The organism is Brevundimonas sp., assembly GCF_013912005.1.
Classification (GTDB): domain Bacteria; phylum Pseudomonadota; class Alphaproteobacteria; order Caulobacterales; family Caulobacteraceae; genus Brevundimonas.
On the sequence record NZ_JACESB010000006.1, the window covers coordinates 60,311 to 75,334 of the forward strand.

Genomic DNA, 15,024 nt, shown 5'->3' on the forward strand with positions numbered 1-15,024 from the left:
GCCGGCCTTCGCCCCCGCAGGCATCAACGACGGTCATCGGCCGCCCCTCAGCGTGTGACAGCGGAATTCATCCAATCTTCACCGTGGCGTCGCGTTCGCCGCCGCGGCGCGCCGCGCCTGCGCCGCCCGCATCTCCGCCCGCGCCATTTCCATGTCGCGCCGGAAGGTCTCCGAGGCCTGCTCGGCCCCGTAGATCACCGCCCCGGACAGGATCCCGGCCTCGGCGGCGCTGTAGCTGTGCGAGCCGCAGATGTAGCGGCTCTCGGCGAACTCCCGCCCCCGGGCGTACAGGGCGTCGGCCCGCCAGGGCGCCAGCTCGGCCAGGATCATGGCCACGTGCATGCCGTGCGCGGCGTGGCCTGACGGATAGTCGGGATTGCCGGCCAGATGGTCCGACTTCGGCTCGCAGATCGGCAGATCGGCGCCGAGATACGGCCGCCGGGTCGCCCAGCGGGTCTTGGCCTCGCCGACCACCGCGCGGTCGTTCCCCGCCCGGTTGAGCAGGGCCGTCAGGAGCGGGGCCTCCTCCTCGGTGAGCCGCATGCCGAGGGCCTCGGCGAAGTGATCGTACATGTGACCCCGGACGTCGTGGGCGGCCAGGTCCCAGCGCGGCGAGCCCTCCAGCGCCCGGGTCTCGCGGAACAGGTCGGCGTTGGCGCGGTCGCGCGGCGAGCCGGGCTCGGGCGGGGGCGCCAGCACCACGGTCAGGTCCGGCCGGTCCGCCGGGGCGAGGTAGCCCCGCACCGGCGCGCCCTCGACCCCCTCGATCGCGAGGTCATCGCAGCGCGCCGCGCCGCGCACCGGATTGCACGCCGCCGCCGCCCCGCCGGTCAGCCGCGTCTGGTAGGCCGGGAAGCGCGGGTCGGCCCACAGGTAGTCGGTCGAGACGTACTGCGCCCCGCTGGCGAAGGCGGCGCTGCGCCGGGTCGTCTCGCCGCTGCGCGCCTCGCGGGTGTCCGCGTCGGCGCGGGTGCGCACCATGAAGCCGGCCGCCACCGCGGCGCGGATGCGGTCCTGCTGGGCCACGGGATCGTTGAGGGTCAGATAGGCGGCGGCGGGGGAGGCCTCGTCGGCATTGACGAACATGGCCCGCCCCTCCAGCGACGGCCGCCCGGCGGCGTAGGCCGCGACCTTGTCGGCCCCCTCGTCGAGGGCGAAGAAGACCTTGCCGCGCGCCTCGGCGAGGGTGGGCCAGCCGCCCGCCAGCACCGCCTCGCGCAGGGTCGCGCGCCCGCTCCGCACCGTGTCCGGCGTGATCAGCCGGTCCGGCCCGAACACCGAGCGGATTTCGGCGTCCAGGGCGTCCCAGGCGGCGGCGTCGAAGTCCAGCAGGGCGGTTCCGCCCGGCATCGAGGGCCGGCCGGTCTTGGCGTTGAGCATGATCAGGATCGGCGCATGGTCCGGATGCGCCGTCGACCAGTCGCGGATCTCGCCCAGGCAGGCGACGAAGGTCAGGCACGAACTGCGGAAGTCGACGTCCGGCATGTGCAGGGTCTTGAAGCCCGGCCGGGCCATGGCGGCGGCGAAGGCCGGGCTGGCCGGGGCGCCGCCGCCCAGGGCCGTCAGCGGCCGTGCGAAGCGGCCGCCCTCCGGGTCGTGCAGCACGTCCAGCTCCAGCTGGCGGGCGCCGGCGTCCAGCTGTTCGGCCAGCGGCCGGTGGGCGTAGTCGAGGCCCAGCGCCCCGTCGCCCGCCGCGGCGACCATGGCCGCCATCTCGTCCGCGGGAATGGCCAGCTTGTAGCTGTTGTGGGTGCCGACGGCCTGCAGGTCGTTGAGCCGCAGCGTCCGGTCCATCCAGGCCCGGGCGCAGGCGTCGCCGCCGGCGGCCTGCACGTCCGCGGCCGCGGGGCGGCAGCCGGGATCGTCGAACGCGGCCGCCAGCGCGAGCGAGGTCAGCAGGGCGAGCATGGTTCCTCCGGAGCAGCGGCGGAGGCCTAACAGCCGATCACGACAGCGGCGTTGCGCGAGCCTCGCCTCCTACAACGCCGCCCGTTCCCCCGACCTCAATCAAGTCGGGCGGCGTCCGGCGGATGGCCCGCCTCGAAGGCGTCGCAGGGCCGGGCGACGGTGGGGTTCGTCCGGGCGGCCAGGGCAGGCCGGACGGGGACAGACGCCAGCCATCGGGGCCGGGTCGGGACCACAGGTCCAGGCGGCACCGGCGGCGGGTGACGAGCGGCGGGTTTCCCGATCCTTGCGGCGATTTCACCTCGCCGCCCCAATCCCGCCTTCTTCCGCTACAAACGTAGCGCTACGCATGTAGCGATCCGGAGGCGAGGGATGATCGAGGGACTGCCGAGGCGGGAACGCGACGTTTTCGAAACCCTTTGCCGACTGGGCGAGGGCGGCACGGCGGCGGTGCGCGCCGGCCTGGCCGATCCCCTCAGCGACTCCGCGGTCCGCACGCTCCTCGCCCGGCTGGAGGCCAAGGGGCTGGTCGAGCGGCGCCGGCAGCCCGGCGGCATCGTCTACCGCCCGTCGCCGCAGCCGGAGGCGCTCGCGACCGGGGCGCTGCGCCGGATCGTCGACACCTTCTTCGCCGGATCCGCCGTCACCGCGGCGACAGCCCTGCTCGGTCTGACGCGGACGCTGCGTCCGGACGAGGTCGAGGCGCTGACCCGCGCCATCGATGAAGCGAGGGAGCGCGACCGGTGAGCGGCGCCCTCGTCGCGATCGCCGATCTTCTCGTCCGCTCCGGCCTCGTCGCCGGACTCGCGCTGGTCGCGGCGGGGGCGGGACGGTGGGGCCCGCCGAGGCGCCGCGTCGCCATCCTCCGCGCCGGCGTCTGCCTGCTGCTGGCCTTGCCCGTGATGATGGCCGCAGGTCCCGGCCTGCCGCTGGAGCTTCTGCCGGCGGAGCCGCCGGCGACGAGCCCGACGCCGGTCTGGACCGGCGAGCTCGGCCCGGTCCGGGGCGTCGCCGTCGAGGCGACGGTGTCGCCGCCGTCCCTGACGACCCTGGCCGGATGGCTCTGGGCCGCCGGAGCCCTGCTGGTGATCGGTCGCCTTGCGCTGGGCGTCTGGACGCTGCACCGCTGGACCCGCGCCGCGGACGTCGTCGTCGCCCCGGCGTGGACGTCCGTCCTTGCCCGCCTCGGCGGCCCCCGGCCGCCCCGCCTGCTGGTTGCAGATCCGGCGTCGGCGCCGCTCAGCTGGGGCCTGCCGCCCGGCGTGGTCCTGGTCGGACCGGAGTGCCTGCGGCGGCCCGAAGCCGCCCGCGCCGTCCTGGCCCATGAACTGGCCCACATCCGCCACGGGGACTGGCTGTTCCTGCTGCTGTCGCGGCTGGCGCTGGCGCTGTTCTGGTTCAACCCGCTGGTCTGGAAGCTCCACGCCGACCTGGTCGCCCGGACCGAGGAGGCGGCGGACGCCGCCGCCCTGGTCGAGGTGCCGCCCGCCGACTACGCCCGCACCCTCGTCAGCCTGGCGGCTGGCGCGGGCCATCCCGCCGCCCTGGCCATGGCCGGGCCGGCTCCCACCCTCGCCAGAAGGATCGCCTGCATCATGAAGACGCATCCCGCATCGCCCGCCCGGCCGCTCGCCGCGGCCCTGACCGTGGCCGGCCTCGTCGCCGTCGCGACCCCGATCGCCGCCGTGGAGCTGACGCCCCGGGCGCCCGAGCCGCCGCAGGCTCCGGCCGCGCCCCCCGCGCCGCCGGCCCTGCCGGCGTTGGCCCCGCTCGCGCCCCCGGCGCCGCCCGCTCCGCCGGTCGCCCGGGCGCCCGCGCCGCCGGCCCCGCCGCAGCCGTCGCACGGGTCGGAGGGGATCGGCGCGGCGGAGCGCGCCGAAATCCGGGCCGCCGCCGAACAGGCCCGCGCCCACGCGGCGGAAGCGCGGGCTCACGCCGCAGCGGCGCGGGAGGCGGCGCTGGCCCATGCGGCCGAAGCGCGGGCGCACGGGCAGGCGGCGGCCGCCGCCGGCGAACGGGCCCGGGCGGAGGCCGAGGTGCACGCCGCGGCGGCGCACCGGGCGGCGGCGCGGGCCATGGCCGAGGCGCGGGTCGAGATGGCCCGCGGGGCCGGGGAGATGATGGAAGGCGCCCGGACGATGCGGACCGAGGGCGAGCGGCTGCGCGATCCGGCCTACCGGGCCGAGCAGATCGCGCGGGCGCGGGCGCGGGGCGACCGCGTTCCGACCGACGCCGAGTTGCTGGACCTGTCCCGCCGGCTGCCGCAGCAGGCCGACGAGCTGGAGGCCCAGGCCCGGCGGCTGCGCGAGCAAGCCGCCGAGATCGGCTGACGACCCTCAGCCCGCGGCGCGGGCGGCGTCCCACCAGCGGACGGCGTCGGCGTCGCGGGCGCTGAGGTCCGGATAGTCCGGATCCGAGCCGACGTCCGGCACCCGCCGCCACGAGCGGGCGCACTTCGGGTGATCGGCGAGGCGGACGTCGACCGTGACGGCGTCGCCGCCCTCGACCAGTTCCGCGCCCGAGGTGCGGAACACCTCGGCGGGGTCGAGACCCTCGAAGGGGGCGAAGGCGCCGGCCGGGCCGGTGACCACGGGCCAGGCGTCGAGCGCGCCGCCGATGCGCTTGTCGCGCCGGGCCGACTCGAGCGCCTCGTTGACGATCTCCAGCACCGTCTGCACCCCGGCCCAGCGGTCCGCCTCGGCCGGGTTGCGCCATTCGCCGGGCGTGTCCGGGATGACCCGGGCGCAGTTGGTTCCCGCGTCGGGGAAGCGGGTGGTCCAGGCCTCCTCCATGGTGAAGGGAACCAGCGGCGCCAGCCAGGCGGTCAGGCGCAGGAAGACCTCGTCCATCACCGTGCGGGCGGCGCGGCGGCGGTCGGCGTCGGGCCGGTCGCAATAGAGGCTGTCCTTGCGGACGTCGAAGTAGAGGGCCGACAGGTCGTTGGAGCAGAACTCCAGCACGGGCCGGACGACGTCCTGGAAGCGGTACTCGCGGTAGGCCTGCCGCACCCCGGCGTCGAGCTCCCACAGCCGGTGCAGGATGAACTTCTCCAGCGGCGGCATGCGGTCGTACGGCAGGCGCTCGGCCTCGTCGAAGCCGGCCAGGGCGCCGAGCAGGTAGCGCACGGTGTTGCGCAGCTTGCGGTAGGCGTCGACCGTGGTCTGCAGGATCTGTTTGCCGATCCGCTGGTCCTCGGCGTAGTCGACCAGGGCCACCCACAGGCGGAGGATGTCGGCGCCGGACTCCTTGATCACCGTCGCGGGATCGACGGTGTTGCCCTTCGACTTCGACATCTTCTCCCCGTTCTCGTCGAGGGTGAAGCCGTGGGTCAGGACCGCCTCGTAGGGGGCGCGGCCGCGCGTGCCGCAGCCTTCCAGCAGGTTGGACTGGAACCAGCCGCGGTGCTGGTCCGAGCCCTCGAGGTAGAGGTCGGCGGGCCAGCGCGTGTCGGCGCGGCCTTCCAGGGTGAAGGCGTGGGTGCAGCCCGAGTCGAACCAGACGTCGAGGATGTCCTCGACCTTCTCGTAGCGATCCGGGTCGTGCGCGCCGAGGAAGTCGCTGTCCGGGCGGGTGAACCAGGCGTCGGCGCCGCCCTCGGCGATGGCCGCGACGATGCGGGCGTCGACCTCGGGGTCGTGCAGCGGCTGGCCGGTCTCCTTGTCCACGAACATGGCCAGCGGGGTGCCCCAGGCGCGCTGGCGGCTGATCAGCCAGTCCGGCCGGCCCTCGACCATGGAGCGGATGCGGTTCTTGCCGGCGGCCGGGTGGAAGGCGGTGGCGTCGATGGCGGCCAGCGCCCGCTCGCGCAGCGTGCCGTCGTCCTCCAGCGGCTTGTCCATGCGGATGAACCACTGCGGCGTGTTGCGGAAGATGACCGGGGCGCGCGAGCGCCAGGAGTGCGGATAGGAATGCTCCAGCCGGCCGCGGGCCAGCAGGGCGCCGGCCTCGATCAGCTTCTCGATCACGGCCGGGTTGGCGGAGCCGAACTTGCCGGTCTTCTTGCCTTCGGTCTCCAGCACCTTGAGGCCGGCGAACAGGGGCACGTGCGGATAGTAGGCGCCGTCGGGGTCGACGGTGTCGGGCACCTCGTGATGGCCGTGGGCCTTCCACACCTCGAAGTCGTCCGCGCCGTGGCCGGGCGCGGTGTGCACGAAGCCGGTGCCGGCGTCGTCGGTGACGTGATCGCCGGCCAGCAGCGGCACGGAGAAGCCGTAGCCCGGAGACAGCGGCGCCAGCGGGTGGGCGCACTCCAGTCCCGAGGGATTCAGGTCGTCGATGCGGGTCCAGCGGGCGATCTTCGCGGCCCTGAACACCTCCTCCGCCAGCTTGTCGGCGAGGATCAGCCGGTCGCCCGGCCTGGCCCACGGCTCGAACTCCAGCCCTTCCTCCATGGCCGCGACCTCGTAGAGGCCGTAGGCGATGTCGGGGCCGTAGCTGATGGCGCGGTTGGCGGGGATGGTCCACGGCGTGGTGGTCCAGATCACCACCGACGGGGTCGCGGTGCGGAACGACAGCAGGTCGTCGGGGTGGTCGTCGGTGGCGCCGGTCACCGGGAACTTCACCCAGATCGTCGGGCTGACGTGGTCGTGGTACTCGATCTCGGCGTCGGCCAGGGCGGTGCGTTCGACCGGCGACCACATCACCGGTTTGGAGCCGCGGTACAGCTGGCCCGAGTTCTTGAACTTGTGGAACTCGGCGACGATCGCCGCCTCGGTCGGGAAGTCCATGGTGGCGTAGCGGCCGGCCCAGTCGCCGGTGACGCCCAGCCGCTTGAACTGCTCGCGCTGCACGTCGATCCAGCCGGCGGCGTACTCGCGGCAGGCCTGGCGGAACTCGGCCTTGGAGACCTCGTCCTTGCGGCGGCCCTTCGCCCGGAACTGCTCCTCGATCTTCCACTCGATGGGCAGGCCGTGGCAGTCCCAGCCGGGCACGAAGTCGACGTCGTAGCCGAGCAGGAAGCGGCTGCGGACCACGAAGTCCTTCAGCGTCTTGTTGAGGGCGTGGCCGATGTGGATGTCGCCGTTGGCGTAGGGCGGGCCGTCGTGGAGCACGTAGAGGGGCGCGCCCTCGGCCTGGCGCTGCTTGCGCAGGGTCGCATACAGGTCGCCCCACTGCTCGAGGATCAGCGGCTCCTTCTGGGGCAGGCCGCCGCGCATGGGGAAGGGCGTCTCCGGCAGGAAGACGGTGTCGCGGTAGTCGCGGCCAGTGGAGGAATTTTCGCCGGCGTCAGCCATGAAGTCTCGTTTCGTCGTCTGGGTTCGTTCCGCCTGGAGCGCCGGTCGGCGCTGGAGATCCCGGCGAGCGCGGGGCTGCAAGCCCTGCGGCGCTACGCCGGGCGGCTAATCGAAATCGGGCGAAACAGGCGGACGTCCATGGCGCCGCCGGTCTAGCAGAGGCGGGACGGGGCGCGCCACCGGAAAGCGCCGGCTTGTCAGCCGTCGGGCGGAGCCGGATAGTCGGCGGCGGGAGGATCCTTTCATGCGCCGTTACGCCCTGATCGCCGTCGCCTGCGCCGCCCTGGCGGCCTGCTCGTCGCCGGAGACCGAGGTCGGCGAGACCGCCGACGCGCCGGCCGCCCTGCCGCCGGGCCGGGACGCCATCTACGAGGCGGCGCGGGTCGGACCGGAGGAGTTCGTCCGCGCCGTCTATGCGGCCCACGCCGCCGGGGCCATGGGCGAGCCGCCGAAGCCGGGGCAGGAGCCGATCTACGGGCGGATGCTCAACGCCATGATCGGCGAGGACTTCCGGCGGGCGGGGGACGACGTTCCCACGCTGAACTGGGACCCGATCTGCGACTGCCAGGACGGGGAGGGGTTCCGGCTGGAGTCGGTGACGGTGCGCGAGAGCTCGGCGACCGAGGCGGAGGCCGACGTGGTCTTCGTCAACAGCGGCGAGACGCACCGGCAGACGCTGAAGCTGGTCAAGGAGGGGCCGATGTGGCGCATCTCCGACTTCCTCGTTCCGGGGCGGCCGCCGCTCAGCGAGACGCTGATGGCGGCGATCAGCTGAGCACGGCGCGGGCATCGGCGGCGTCCCGGTCGATCTGCGCCTTGAGGGCGTCGAGGTCGTCGAAGCTGAGCTCCGGGCGGAGGAAGGCGACCAGCTCGGTCTCGATGGTCTGGCCGTAGAGGTCGCCGGCGAAGTCGAACAGCCAGACCTCGAGCAGGGGTTCGTCGGTGCGGAACATCGGCCGGACGCCGAGGCTGGCGACGCCGTCGAGGCGGCGGCCGTCGGGCAGGCGGACGCGGACCGCATAGATGCCGAAGGCCGGACGCATGTAGTCGCCGAGGGGCACGTTCGCCGTGGGCACGCCGATGGTGCGGCCGCGCTTGTCGCCGTGGATGACCTCGCCCTCGATGGCGAAGGGGCGGCCGAGGATGGCGGCGGCGCGGGCCATGTCGCCGGCGTGCAGGGCCTCGCGCACCGCCGAGGAGGACAGCTTGAGGCCGCCGGCGTCGTCGACCCGGTCGGCGACGGAAACGGTGAAGCCGAGGTCCGCGCCGTAGCGGCGCAGCGCCTCGGGCGACCCGGTGCGGCCCTTGCCGAAGGTGAAGTCGAAGCCGACCGCGGCATGGCGGACGCCGAGGCCGTCGGCCAGCACCTGGCGGGCGAAGGCCTCGTCGGACATGGCGGCCATGTCCGCGTCGAACGGCAGCAGGTGGAGCCGGTCGACGCCGAGGGGGGCGAGCGCGCGGGCCATCTGGCCGGGCGTCATCAGCCGGAAGGGGGCGGCGGCGGGCTGGAACCAGCGGCGGGGGTGCGGGTCGAAGCTGACCACGGCCAGCGGCGCCGCCAGGGCGCGGGCCGCCTCGGCGGCCTCGGCGATGACCGCCTGGTGGCCGCGGTGCACGCCGTCGAAGGCGCCGAGGGCGACCGCCGCCCCTCTCAGCCCGGGGGGCAGGCTGCGCCAGCCGCGGACGACCGGGATCACGGCCGCCTCAGCGGGCGGAGGGCTTGCGGCGACGGGGCACGCGGACGACCGCGATGCCGTCCATGATCAGCTTGCCGTCGACAAAGCCCTCGCAGTTGAGCCGCACCCGCGCCTGCTCCTGCTCCACCTCGATGACGGTGATGCGGATCAGCACCGTGTCGTCGACGCGCACCGGCAGGTGGAATTTCAGCGTCTGGGAGACGTAGATCGAACCGGCGCCGGGCAGGATGGTGCCGACCACGGCGGAGCCGAAGGAGGCCGACAGCAGGCCGTGGGCGATGCGGCCGCGATAGGCGGTCTTCGCCGCGAACCCCTCGTCGAGGTGCACCGGATTGAAGTCGTCGGAGGCCTCGGCGAAGCGGCGGATGCGCTCCTCGGTCGCCTGGATGACCTTCTCGGCGGCCATGCCGGGACGAAGCTCCTCGAGGATGTAGCCGCCCGAGGGATGTTGCTGGACCAGTTCGACCATGGACGGGGCTTAGCCTGAATTGCGGCGCCTCACCACGCCAGATCGAGCGTGGCGTAGCGGGCGTAGCAGGTTTCGGCCTTCAGCAGCTCGCCGGCCCGTTCCGGATCCAGCCGGCCGTCGGGGCCGCGGGCGGCGTCGCCGTGGATGCCCTGGGCGACGAACAGGCAGTCGAGGCCCTGGGCGTTGGCGCCGCGCACGTCGGTGACCACGCCGTCGCCGATGCACAGGACGCGCGAGCGGTCGGCCGGACGGCCCAGCAGACGCGCGGCCTCGTCGAGGGCGAGGTCGTAGATGGGGCCGAAGGGCTTGCCGGCCATGACCACCCGGCCGCCGAGTTCGGCGTAGAGGTCGGCCAGGGCCCCGCCGCAGTAGATCAGCCTGTCGCCGCGCTGGACCACCCGGTCGGGATTGGCGCAGATCAGCTCGAGGTCGCGGGCGGCGCCGGCGGCGAGGCGCTCGCGGTAGTCCTCGGGGGTCTCGGTCTCGTCGTCGACCGGACCGGTGACGGAGATGAAGGCGGCGTCGGCCGCGCCGTGGGCGCTGGTCAGGCCGAGACCCTCGTAGAGCGGCCAGTCGCGCTCGGGGCCGATCACCCAGGCCGGGCCGGGGGCGCGGCGGGCCAGTTCGGCGCGGGTGGCGTCGCCGGAGGTGACGAAGGCCCGCCAGCTGTCGCGCGGCACCTTCAGCCGGTCGAGCTGGGCGACCACGTCCGAAGAGGGGCGCGGCGAGTTGGAGATCAGCACCACGTGGCCGTGGTCGCGGTTGAAGCGGGCCAGCGCCTCGCAGGCGGCCGGCCAGCTCTCGCGGCCGTTGTGGATCACGCCCCAGACGTCGCAGAGCAGGATGTCGTAGTCGCCGGCGATCGCGCCGAGGCCGGGGAGCGGGTGGGGCAGGGTCATGCGGGGGGCATAGCGGGTTCGGCCGGGCGGGAGAAGGCGCGAGTCGGCGCCGCTTCCGGGGGGAAGCGGTGGCGGGAAGGGTGCGGGGCGCCGGGCCTCGCCCGGTCTGTGGGATGATTACCGTTTCGACGAGACAGACGCCCCGCGCAGCCGTTGGACGCGCGCTCTCCGGCTGGCGGCCCTGACATTCGAGCCTTGCCGGATCTCCGCCGGGACCGTTGCCGGGCCCGACGCGGGGCGGACATGACGGCGCTCTTCAGGGGACGTCAGCAGCCCGCATTCCAGTAGCGCGCGGCGAGCAAGGGACGCCATCCACCCGACGTCCACGAGGACCCCGGGACTGCCCTTCGCCCCGGCTTCATCGCTCGACCACAGCCCGCCGTCGTCGAGGTCGTGGATCCGACGCCCTCCCCATCGACGGGATGGGCGGAAGTGTAAGGGAGGCTTTTGCCCCGGCGGGCAAATGACGCTGGTGGTTCCGGATTGCGGCGGAGGAACAGCAGGTTGGCCCTCGCATGTGCGAGCGTAGCGGATGAACTGCTGACACCTCGGCGGCGGACCCGCCCCCTCCACCGCCTTCGGCGGTCCCCCTCCCCCTGCGGGGGAGGAATGGGAGCCGCCGCTGCAGTTCCTCCCCCGCGGGGGAGGTCAGCCGCCGTGCAGGCAGCGGCGGCCGGCGTAGAGGCCGTTGAGGTAGAACCAGCGGTTCTGGACGGCGAGGGCCTCGGCCTGGCGGCGTTCGCGCTCCTCGCGGGTCAGGGCGTCGGCCCCGGCGAACAGCAGGCCGGCGCCGGGGATGAGCATGGCCGCGCCGGCTTTCGCGATGGCGCCGAGGCCGCCGCCGGACGGCGTGCCGCCCATGTCGGCGCTGAGCGCGGCCGCCTCGTCGGCGATCTGGCGGCAGGTGAGAGCCTCGTCGGCGGCGCGGATCACCGGCGCCGGGACCTCAGCGGCGGCGCGGCCCTCCGCCGGCGGCGACCGGTCGGGCGAGGCGTCCTGGGCCGCGGCGGCGCCCGCGCCGGCGAGGGCGAGGGCGGCGAGGGCGGCGGCCGGGATCATCGGGCGTGGGGTCACGGTCGAACTCCATTCCGCCCCCCGACCGGGAACAGAACGGCGGACGCCCCCGGGGGGTTGCCTTCAGGCGCGGACGGCGCGGGTCGCCTCGACGCCGAGGGCCTGCAGGGCCGCGGCGGCGATGTGGGAGGCGTTCAGACCCGCCGCCTCGTACTGGGCGAAGGGCGCGTCCTGGTCCTGGAAGACGTCGGGCAGGTGCAGGGTGCGGATCTTCAGCCCGGCGTCGAGCGCCCCCTTCTCCGCCAGCAGCTGCAGCACGAAGGCGCCGAAGCCGCCCATGGCCCCCTCCTCCACCGTGATCAGGGCCTCGTGCTCGCGCGCGAGCCGCAGGATCAGATCCGCGTCCAGCGGCTTGGCGAAGCGGGCGTCGGCGACGGTGGCCGAGACGCCGCGGGCGGCGAGGGCCTCGGCCGCCTTGAGCGACTCCTGCAGGCGCGTGCCGAGCGACAGGATGGCGACCGTCGTGCCCTCGCGGACGATGCGGCCCTTGCCGATCTCGAGCGGGGCGGCGAGCTCCGGGATCTCGACGCCGACGCCGTCGCCGCGCGGGTAGCGGAAGGCCGAGGGGCGGTCGTCGATGGCCAGGGAGGTGGAGATCATCGCCGCCAGCTCGGCCTCGTCCGAGGCGGCCATCAGCACCATGCCCGGCAGGGCGCCCATGTAGCCGATGTCGAACGAGCCGGCGTGGGTGGACCCGTCGGCGCCGACGAGACCGGCCCGGTCCATGGCGAAGCGCACCGGCAGCGACTGGATGGCGACGTCGTGGACCACCTGGTCGTAGCCGCGCTGGAGGAAGGTCGAATAGATGGCGCAGACCGGCTTCATGCCGTCGGCGGCGAGGCCGGCGGCGAAGGTGACGGCGTGCTGTTCGGCGATGCCGACGTCGTAGGTGCGGTCCGGATAGGCCTGGCCGAACAGGTCGAGGCCGGTGCCCGAGGGCATGGCCGCGGTGATGGCGACGATCGAGGGGTCGGCGGCGGCGTGCTTGATCAGCTCGGTCCCGAACACCTTGGTGTAGCTGGGGGCGTTGGAGGCCGGCTTCGACTGCTTGCCGGAGACGACGTCGAACTTGACCACCGCGTGCAGCTTGTCGGCGCTGCTCTCGGCCGGGGCGTAGCCCTTGCCCTTCTGGGTGACGACGTGGACCAGCACCGGACGGTCGGTGATGGCCGCGGCGTTCTTCAGGATGGGCACCAGGTTGTCCATGTCGTGCCCGTCGATCGGGCCGACGTAGTAGAAGCCGAGCTCCTCGAAGAAGGTGCCGCCGGTGACCATGCCGCGGGCGTATTCCTCGGCCTTGCGGGCGGCGTCCTTGAACGGGCGCGGCAGGTGTTCGGCGAACTTCTTGCCGAGCTTGCGCATGCCCCGGTAGGTCCCGCCGGAAACCAGGCCGGCGAGATAGGCGCTCATGCCGCCCACGGGCGGGGCGATCGACATGTCGTTGTCGTTGAGCACCACCATCAGCTGGCCGCGCGTCGCCTCGACGGCGTTGTTCATCGCCTCATAGGCCATGCCGGCGGACATGGAGCCGTCGCCGATGACGGCCACGACCCTGTTGTCTCCGCCCTTCTGGTCGCGGGCGGCGGCGAAGCCGAGGGCGGCCGAGATCGAGGTCGAGGCGTGGGCGGCGCCGAAGGGGTCGTATTCGCTCTCCGAGCGCTTGGTGAAGCCGGACAGGCCGCCGCCCTGGCGCAGGGTGCGGATGCGGTCGCGCCGGCCGGTCAGAATCTTGTGCGGATAGCACTGGTGGCCGACGTCCCAGATCAGGATGTCCTTCGGCGTCTCGAAGACGTGGTGCAGGGCCACCGTCAGCTCGACCACGCCGAGGCCGGCGCCGAGGTGGCCGCCGGTGGTGGAGACGGCGTCGATGGTCTCGGCCCGCACCTCGTCGGCCAGCTGCTTCAGCCGGGCGATGTCGAAACCGCGCATGTCGGCGGGCAGCTTGACCTGGTCGAGGAGCGGGGTGTCGGGCATCGGGGCAACGTGAACAGCGCCCGGGGCGGGCGAAACGATGAGGCTATCCCATGAACGCCTCGCACGGCGAATGCCAGTGAGAGATTCCTGAGCAGTTCGTGATCGGCTCCCCGGCGAGCGGCGGGGGGAGCCATATCCGAAGCCGCCAGTCTACGTCGGCCCGGACAAACAGGCGAGTGTCCACGATGTCGCCGGGCGGGCGGTCCGGCCGTTCATCCCCTCGCCTCAGGTCCGGCGCTGCAGCACGTAGTCGACGCTGGCCTTGAGGATGTCGGCGTCGGGGCCGAACAGGTCGAGGTGGGCGCGGGCCTGGGCGGCGAGGTGGTCGACGCGGGAGCGCGCCGCCTCGACGCCGAGCAGGGTGACGAAGTTGGTCTTGCCCTGGGCCTGGTCCTTGCGGGCGGCCTTGCCGAGCAGGTCCTCGTCGCCCTCCACATCGAGCAGGTCGTCGACGATCTGGTAGGCCAGGCCGATGTCGTGGGCGAAGCTGGTCAGGGCCTGGCGCTCGGGCTCGCGGGCGCGGGCGACGATCAGCGGAATCTCGAAGGCGTAGGTGAACAGGGCGCCGGTCTTGAGCCGCTGCATGCGGGCGACGCCGCCGAGGTCGTCGCGGACCCCCAGCAGGTCGATCATCTGGCCGCCGGCCATGCCCCGGGCGCCGGACGCCATCGACAGGCGGGCGGCCAGCTCGCAGCGCACGGCCGGGTCCTCGTGGGTGTCGGGGTGCAGGACGATGTCGAAGGCGGCGGTCTGCAGGGCGTCGCCGGCGAGGATGGCGGTGGCCTCGTCATAGGCGCGGTGCAGGGTCGGCCGGCCGCGGCGCATGTCGTCGTCGTCCATGGCCGGCAGGTCGTCGTGGACGAGGCTGTAGGCGTGGACGCACTCGAGGGCGCAGGCGGCGCGCAGCACCGCCCGCTCCTCGATGTCGAACAGGCGCGCGGCCTCCAGCGCGAAGAAGGGGCGCAGCCGCTTGCCGGGGCCGAGGGCGGCGTAGCGCATGGCCTCGGTCAGGCGCGACTCGGGGCCGTCGGCGCGCGGCAGCAGCTCGTCGAGGGCGACGGTGACGAGGTCGGCGACCTCGGCCACCCGGTCGATGACGCCCTGCTCCGGCGAGTTGGCGGCCTGGATCCTGGAGGGGGGGACGGTCAGAACAGCCTCCCGCCGGGCGGGACGTCGCGGTCGACGCCGACGAGGACCACCTTGCCGTCGGCGTCGGGGAAGCCGAGGGTCAGGACCTCCGACATGAAGGGGCCGATCTGGCGCGGCGGGAAGTTGACCACGGCGGCGACCTTGCGGCCGTGCAGCTCCTCGAGGGTGTAGTGTTCGGTGATCTGGGCCGAGGACTTCTTCACCCCGATGTCCGGGCCGAAGTCGATGGTCAGGCGGTAGGCGGGCTTGCGCGCCTCCGGAAACGGCTCGGCCCGGACGACCTCGCCGACGCGGATGTCGACCCGGAGGAAGTCGTCGAACGAGATCCGTTCGGACGGCGGACCCGACATCACTCGAACGCGGCGGGTTCGACGCCGCGGGCCTGGCCGTCGGCGCCGACGACGATCTTCTCGACGCGCAGCTGGGCGGCCTTCAGGCGGGCCTCGCAGTGGGCCTTGAGGCGCGCGCCCTCCTCGTAGAGGGCGATCGACTCCTCGAGCGGCGCCTGGCCGGACTCGAGCTTCTGGACGATCTGCTCGAGGCGCTGGAGGGCGTCCTCGAAGCTGAGGTCGGCGGGAATGGCGGCGGCGTCGGTCATCGGCGGGACCCTAGAGGCGGGCGCC

General features: G+C 73.7%; 13 protein-coding genes. 3 read left to right on the plus strand and 10 right to left on the minus strand.

What is annotated here, in order from left to right; all coding sequences use genetic code 11:
• Positions 1–78: 78 nt before the first annotated feature.
• Complete coding sequence (locus H2038_RS06350; protein WP_292110525.1) at positions 79–1,908, minus strand: Ca2+-dependent phosphoinositide-specific phospholipase C; 1,830 nt, start codon at positions 1,906–1,908, stop codon at positions 79–81.
• 369 nt (positions 1,909–2,277) lie between these two features.
• Between H2038_RS06350 and H2038_RS06355 the strand changes: the two genes are divergently transcribed.
• Together H2038_RS06355 and H2038_RS06360 are read left to right on the plus strand one after the other, a co-directional pair.
• Entirely contained in the window at positions 2,278–2,652 is a 375-nt protein-coding gene (locus H2038_RS06355; RefSeq protein WP_292110526.1) for a BlaI/MecI/CopY family transcriptional regulator, read from the plus strand.
• Complete coding sequence (locus H2038_RS06360) at positions 2,649–4,235, plus strand: M56 family metallopeptidase (RefSeq protein ID WP_292110528.1); 1,587 nt, start codon at positions 2,649–2,651, stop codon at positions 4,233–4,235. Before H2038_RS06355 ends, H2038_RS06360 begins: the two co-directional genes overlap by 4 nt.
• Before the next feature lie 6 nt (positions 4,236–4,241).
• Here H2038_RS06360 and ileS read toward each other — a convergent pair whose 3' ends face one another.
• A complete protein-coding gene (ileS, locus tag H2038_RS06365; RefSeq protein WP_292110530.1) occupies positions 4,242–7,139 on the minus strand; it encodes an isoleucine--tRNA ligase in 2,898 nt (965 codons plus the stop codon).
• Positions 7,140–7,383: 244 nt separating this feature from the next.
• On the opposite strand from ileS, the gene H2038_RS06370 reads away from it, so the two are divergent.
• Positions 7,384–7,914 (plus strand): DUF3828 domain-containing protein, encoded by a 531-nt coding sequence (locus H2038_RS06370; protein WP_292110532.1) that lies wholly within the window; start codon positions 7,384–7,386, stop codon positions 7,912–7,914.
• Here H2038_RS06370 and H2038_RS06375 read toward each other — a convergent pair.
• The 8 genes from H2038_RS06375 to H2038_RS06410 all read right to left on the minus strand — a co-directional run bounded on the left by H2038_RS06375 (position 7,907) and on the right by H2038_RS06410 (position 14,999).
• Complete coding sequence (locus H2038_RS06375) at positions 7,907–8,836, minus strand: bifunctional riboflavin kinase/FAD synthetase (RefSeq protein WP_292110535.1); 930 nt, start codon at positions 8,834–8,836, stop codon at positions 7,907–7,909. The genes H2038_RS06370 and H2038_RS06375 overlap by 8 nt on opposite strands.
• Before the next feature lie 7 nt (positions 8,837–8,843).
• Positions 8,844–9,305 (minus strand): MaoC family dehydratase, encoded by a 462-nt coding sequence (locus H2038_RS06380; protein ID WP_292110537.1) that lies wholly within the window; start codon positions 9,303–9,305, stop codon positions 8,844–8,846.
• A 29-nt stretch (positions 9,306–9,334) separates the two neighbouring features.
• Positions 9,335–10,204 carry a TIGR01459 family HAD-type hydrolase gene (locus H2038_RS06385; RefSeq protein WP_292110542.1) on the minus strand — a complete coding sequence of 290 codons (870 nt, stop codon included), beginning with the start codon at positions 10,202–10,204 and terminating at the stop codon, positions 9,335–9,337.
• Positions 10,205–10,852: 648 nt separating this feature from the next.
• Positions 10,853–11,278 (minus strand): hypothetical protein, encoded by a 426-nt coding sequence (locus H2038_RS06390; protein ID WP_292110545.1) that lies wholly within the window; start codon positions 11,276–11,278, stop codon positions 10,853–10,855.
• Positions 11,279–11,341: 63 nt separating this feature from the next.
• The gene (gene dxs, locus H2038_RS06395; RefSeq protein ID WP_292110547.1) at positions 11,342–13,252 is read right to left on the minus strand and encodes a 1-deoxy-D-xylulose-5-phosphate synthase; all 1,911 of its coding nucleotides are present in this window, start codon (positions 13,250–13,252) and stop codon (positions 11,342–11,344) included.
• Positions 13,253–13,477: 225 nt separating this feature from the next.
• Positions 13,478–14,347, minus strand: a complete 870-nt coding sequence (locus tag H2038_RS06400; protein WP_292110743.1) for a polyprenyl synthetase family protein — start codon at positions 14,345–14,347, stop codon at positions 13,478–13,480.
• A gap of 50 nt (positions 14,348–14,397) precedes the next feature.
• Positions 14,398–14,751, minus strand: a complete 354-nt coding sequence (locus H2038_RS06405; RefSeq protein ID WP_292110550.1) for a tRNA-binding protein — start codon at positions 14,749–14,751, stop codon at positions 14,398–14,400.
• Positions 14,751–14,999: an exodeoxyribonuclease VII small subunit gene (locus H2038_RS06410; protein ID WP_292110553.1), complete on the minus strand. Its 249-nt coding sequence runs from the start codon at positions 14,997–14,999 to the stop codon at positions 14,751–14,753. The genes H2038_RS06405 and H2038_RS06410 overlap by 1 nt, the downstream gene beginning before the upstream one ends.
• Positions 15,000–15,024 lie beyond the last annotated feature (25 nt).

Excerpts from the sequence above, each read along its gene's own strand:
- H2038_RS06355 (WP_292110526.1), top strand. The coding sequence starts at position 2,278 with ATGATCGAGGGACTGCCGAGGCGGGAACGCGACGTTTTCGAAACCCTT.
- H2038_RS06370 (WP_292110532.1), top strand. The coding sequence starts at position 7,384 with ATGCGCCGTTACGCCCTGATCGCCGTCGCCTGCGCCGCCCTGGCGGCC.
- H2038_RS06410 (WP_292110553.1), bottom strand. The coding sequence starts at position 14,999 with ATGACCGACGCCGCCGCCATTCCCGCCGACCTCAGCTTCGAGGACGCC.
- H2038_RS06350 (WP_292110525.1), bottom strand. The coding sequence starts at position 1,908 with ATGCTCGCCCTGCTGACCTCGCTCGCGCTGGCGGCCGCGTTCGACGAT.
- H2038_RS06380 (WP_292110537.1), bottom strand. The coding sequence starts at position 9,305 with ATGGTCGAACTGGTCCAGCAACATCCCTCGGGCGGCTACATCCTCGAG.
- ileS (WP_292110530.1), bottom strand. The coding sequence starts at position 7,139 with ATGGCTGACGCCGGCGAAAATTCCTCCACTGGCCGCGACTACCGCGAC.
- dxs (WP_292110547.1), bottom strand. The coding sequence starts at position 13,252 with ATGCCCGACACCCCGCTCCTCGACCAGGTCAAGCTGCCCGCCGACATG.
- H2038_RS06405 (WP_292110550.1), bottom strand. The coding sequence starts at position 14,751 with ATGTCGGGTCCGCCGTCCGAACGGATCTCGTTCGACGACTTCCTCCGG.
- H2038_RS06385 (WP_292110542.1), bottom strand. The coding sequence starts at position 10,204 with ATGACCCTGCCCCACCCGCTCCCCGGCCTCGGCGCGATCGCCGGCGAC.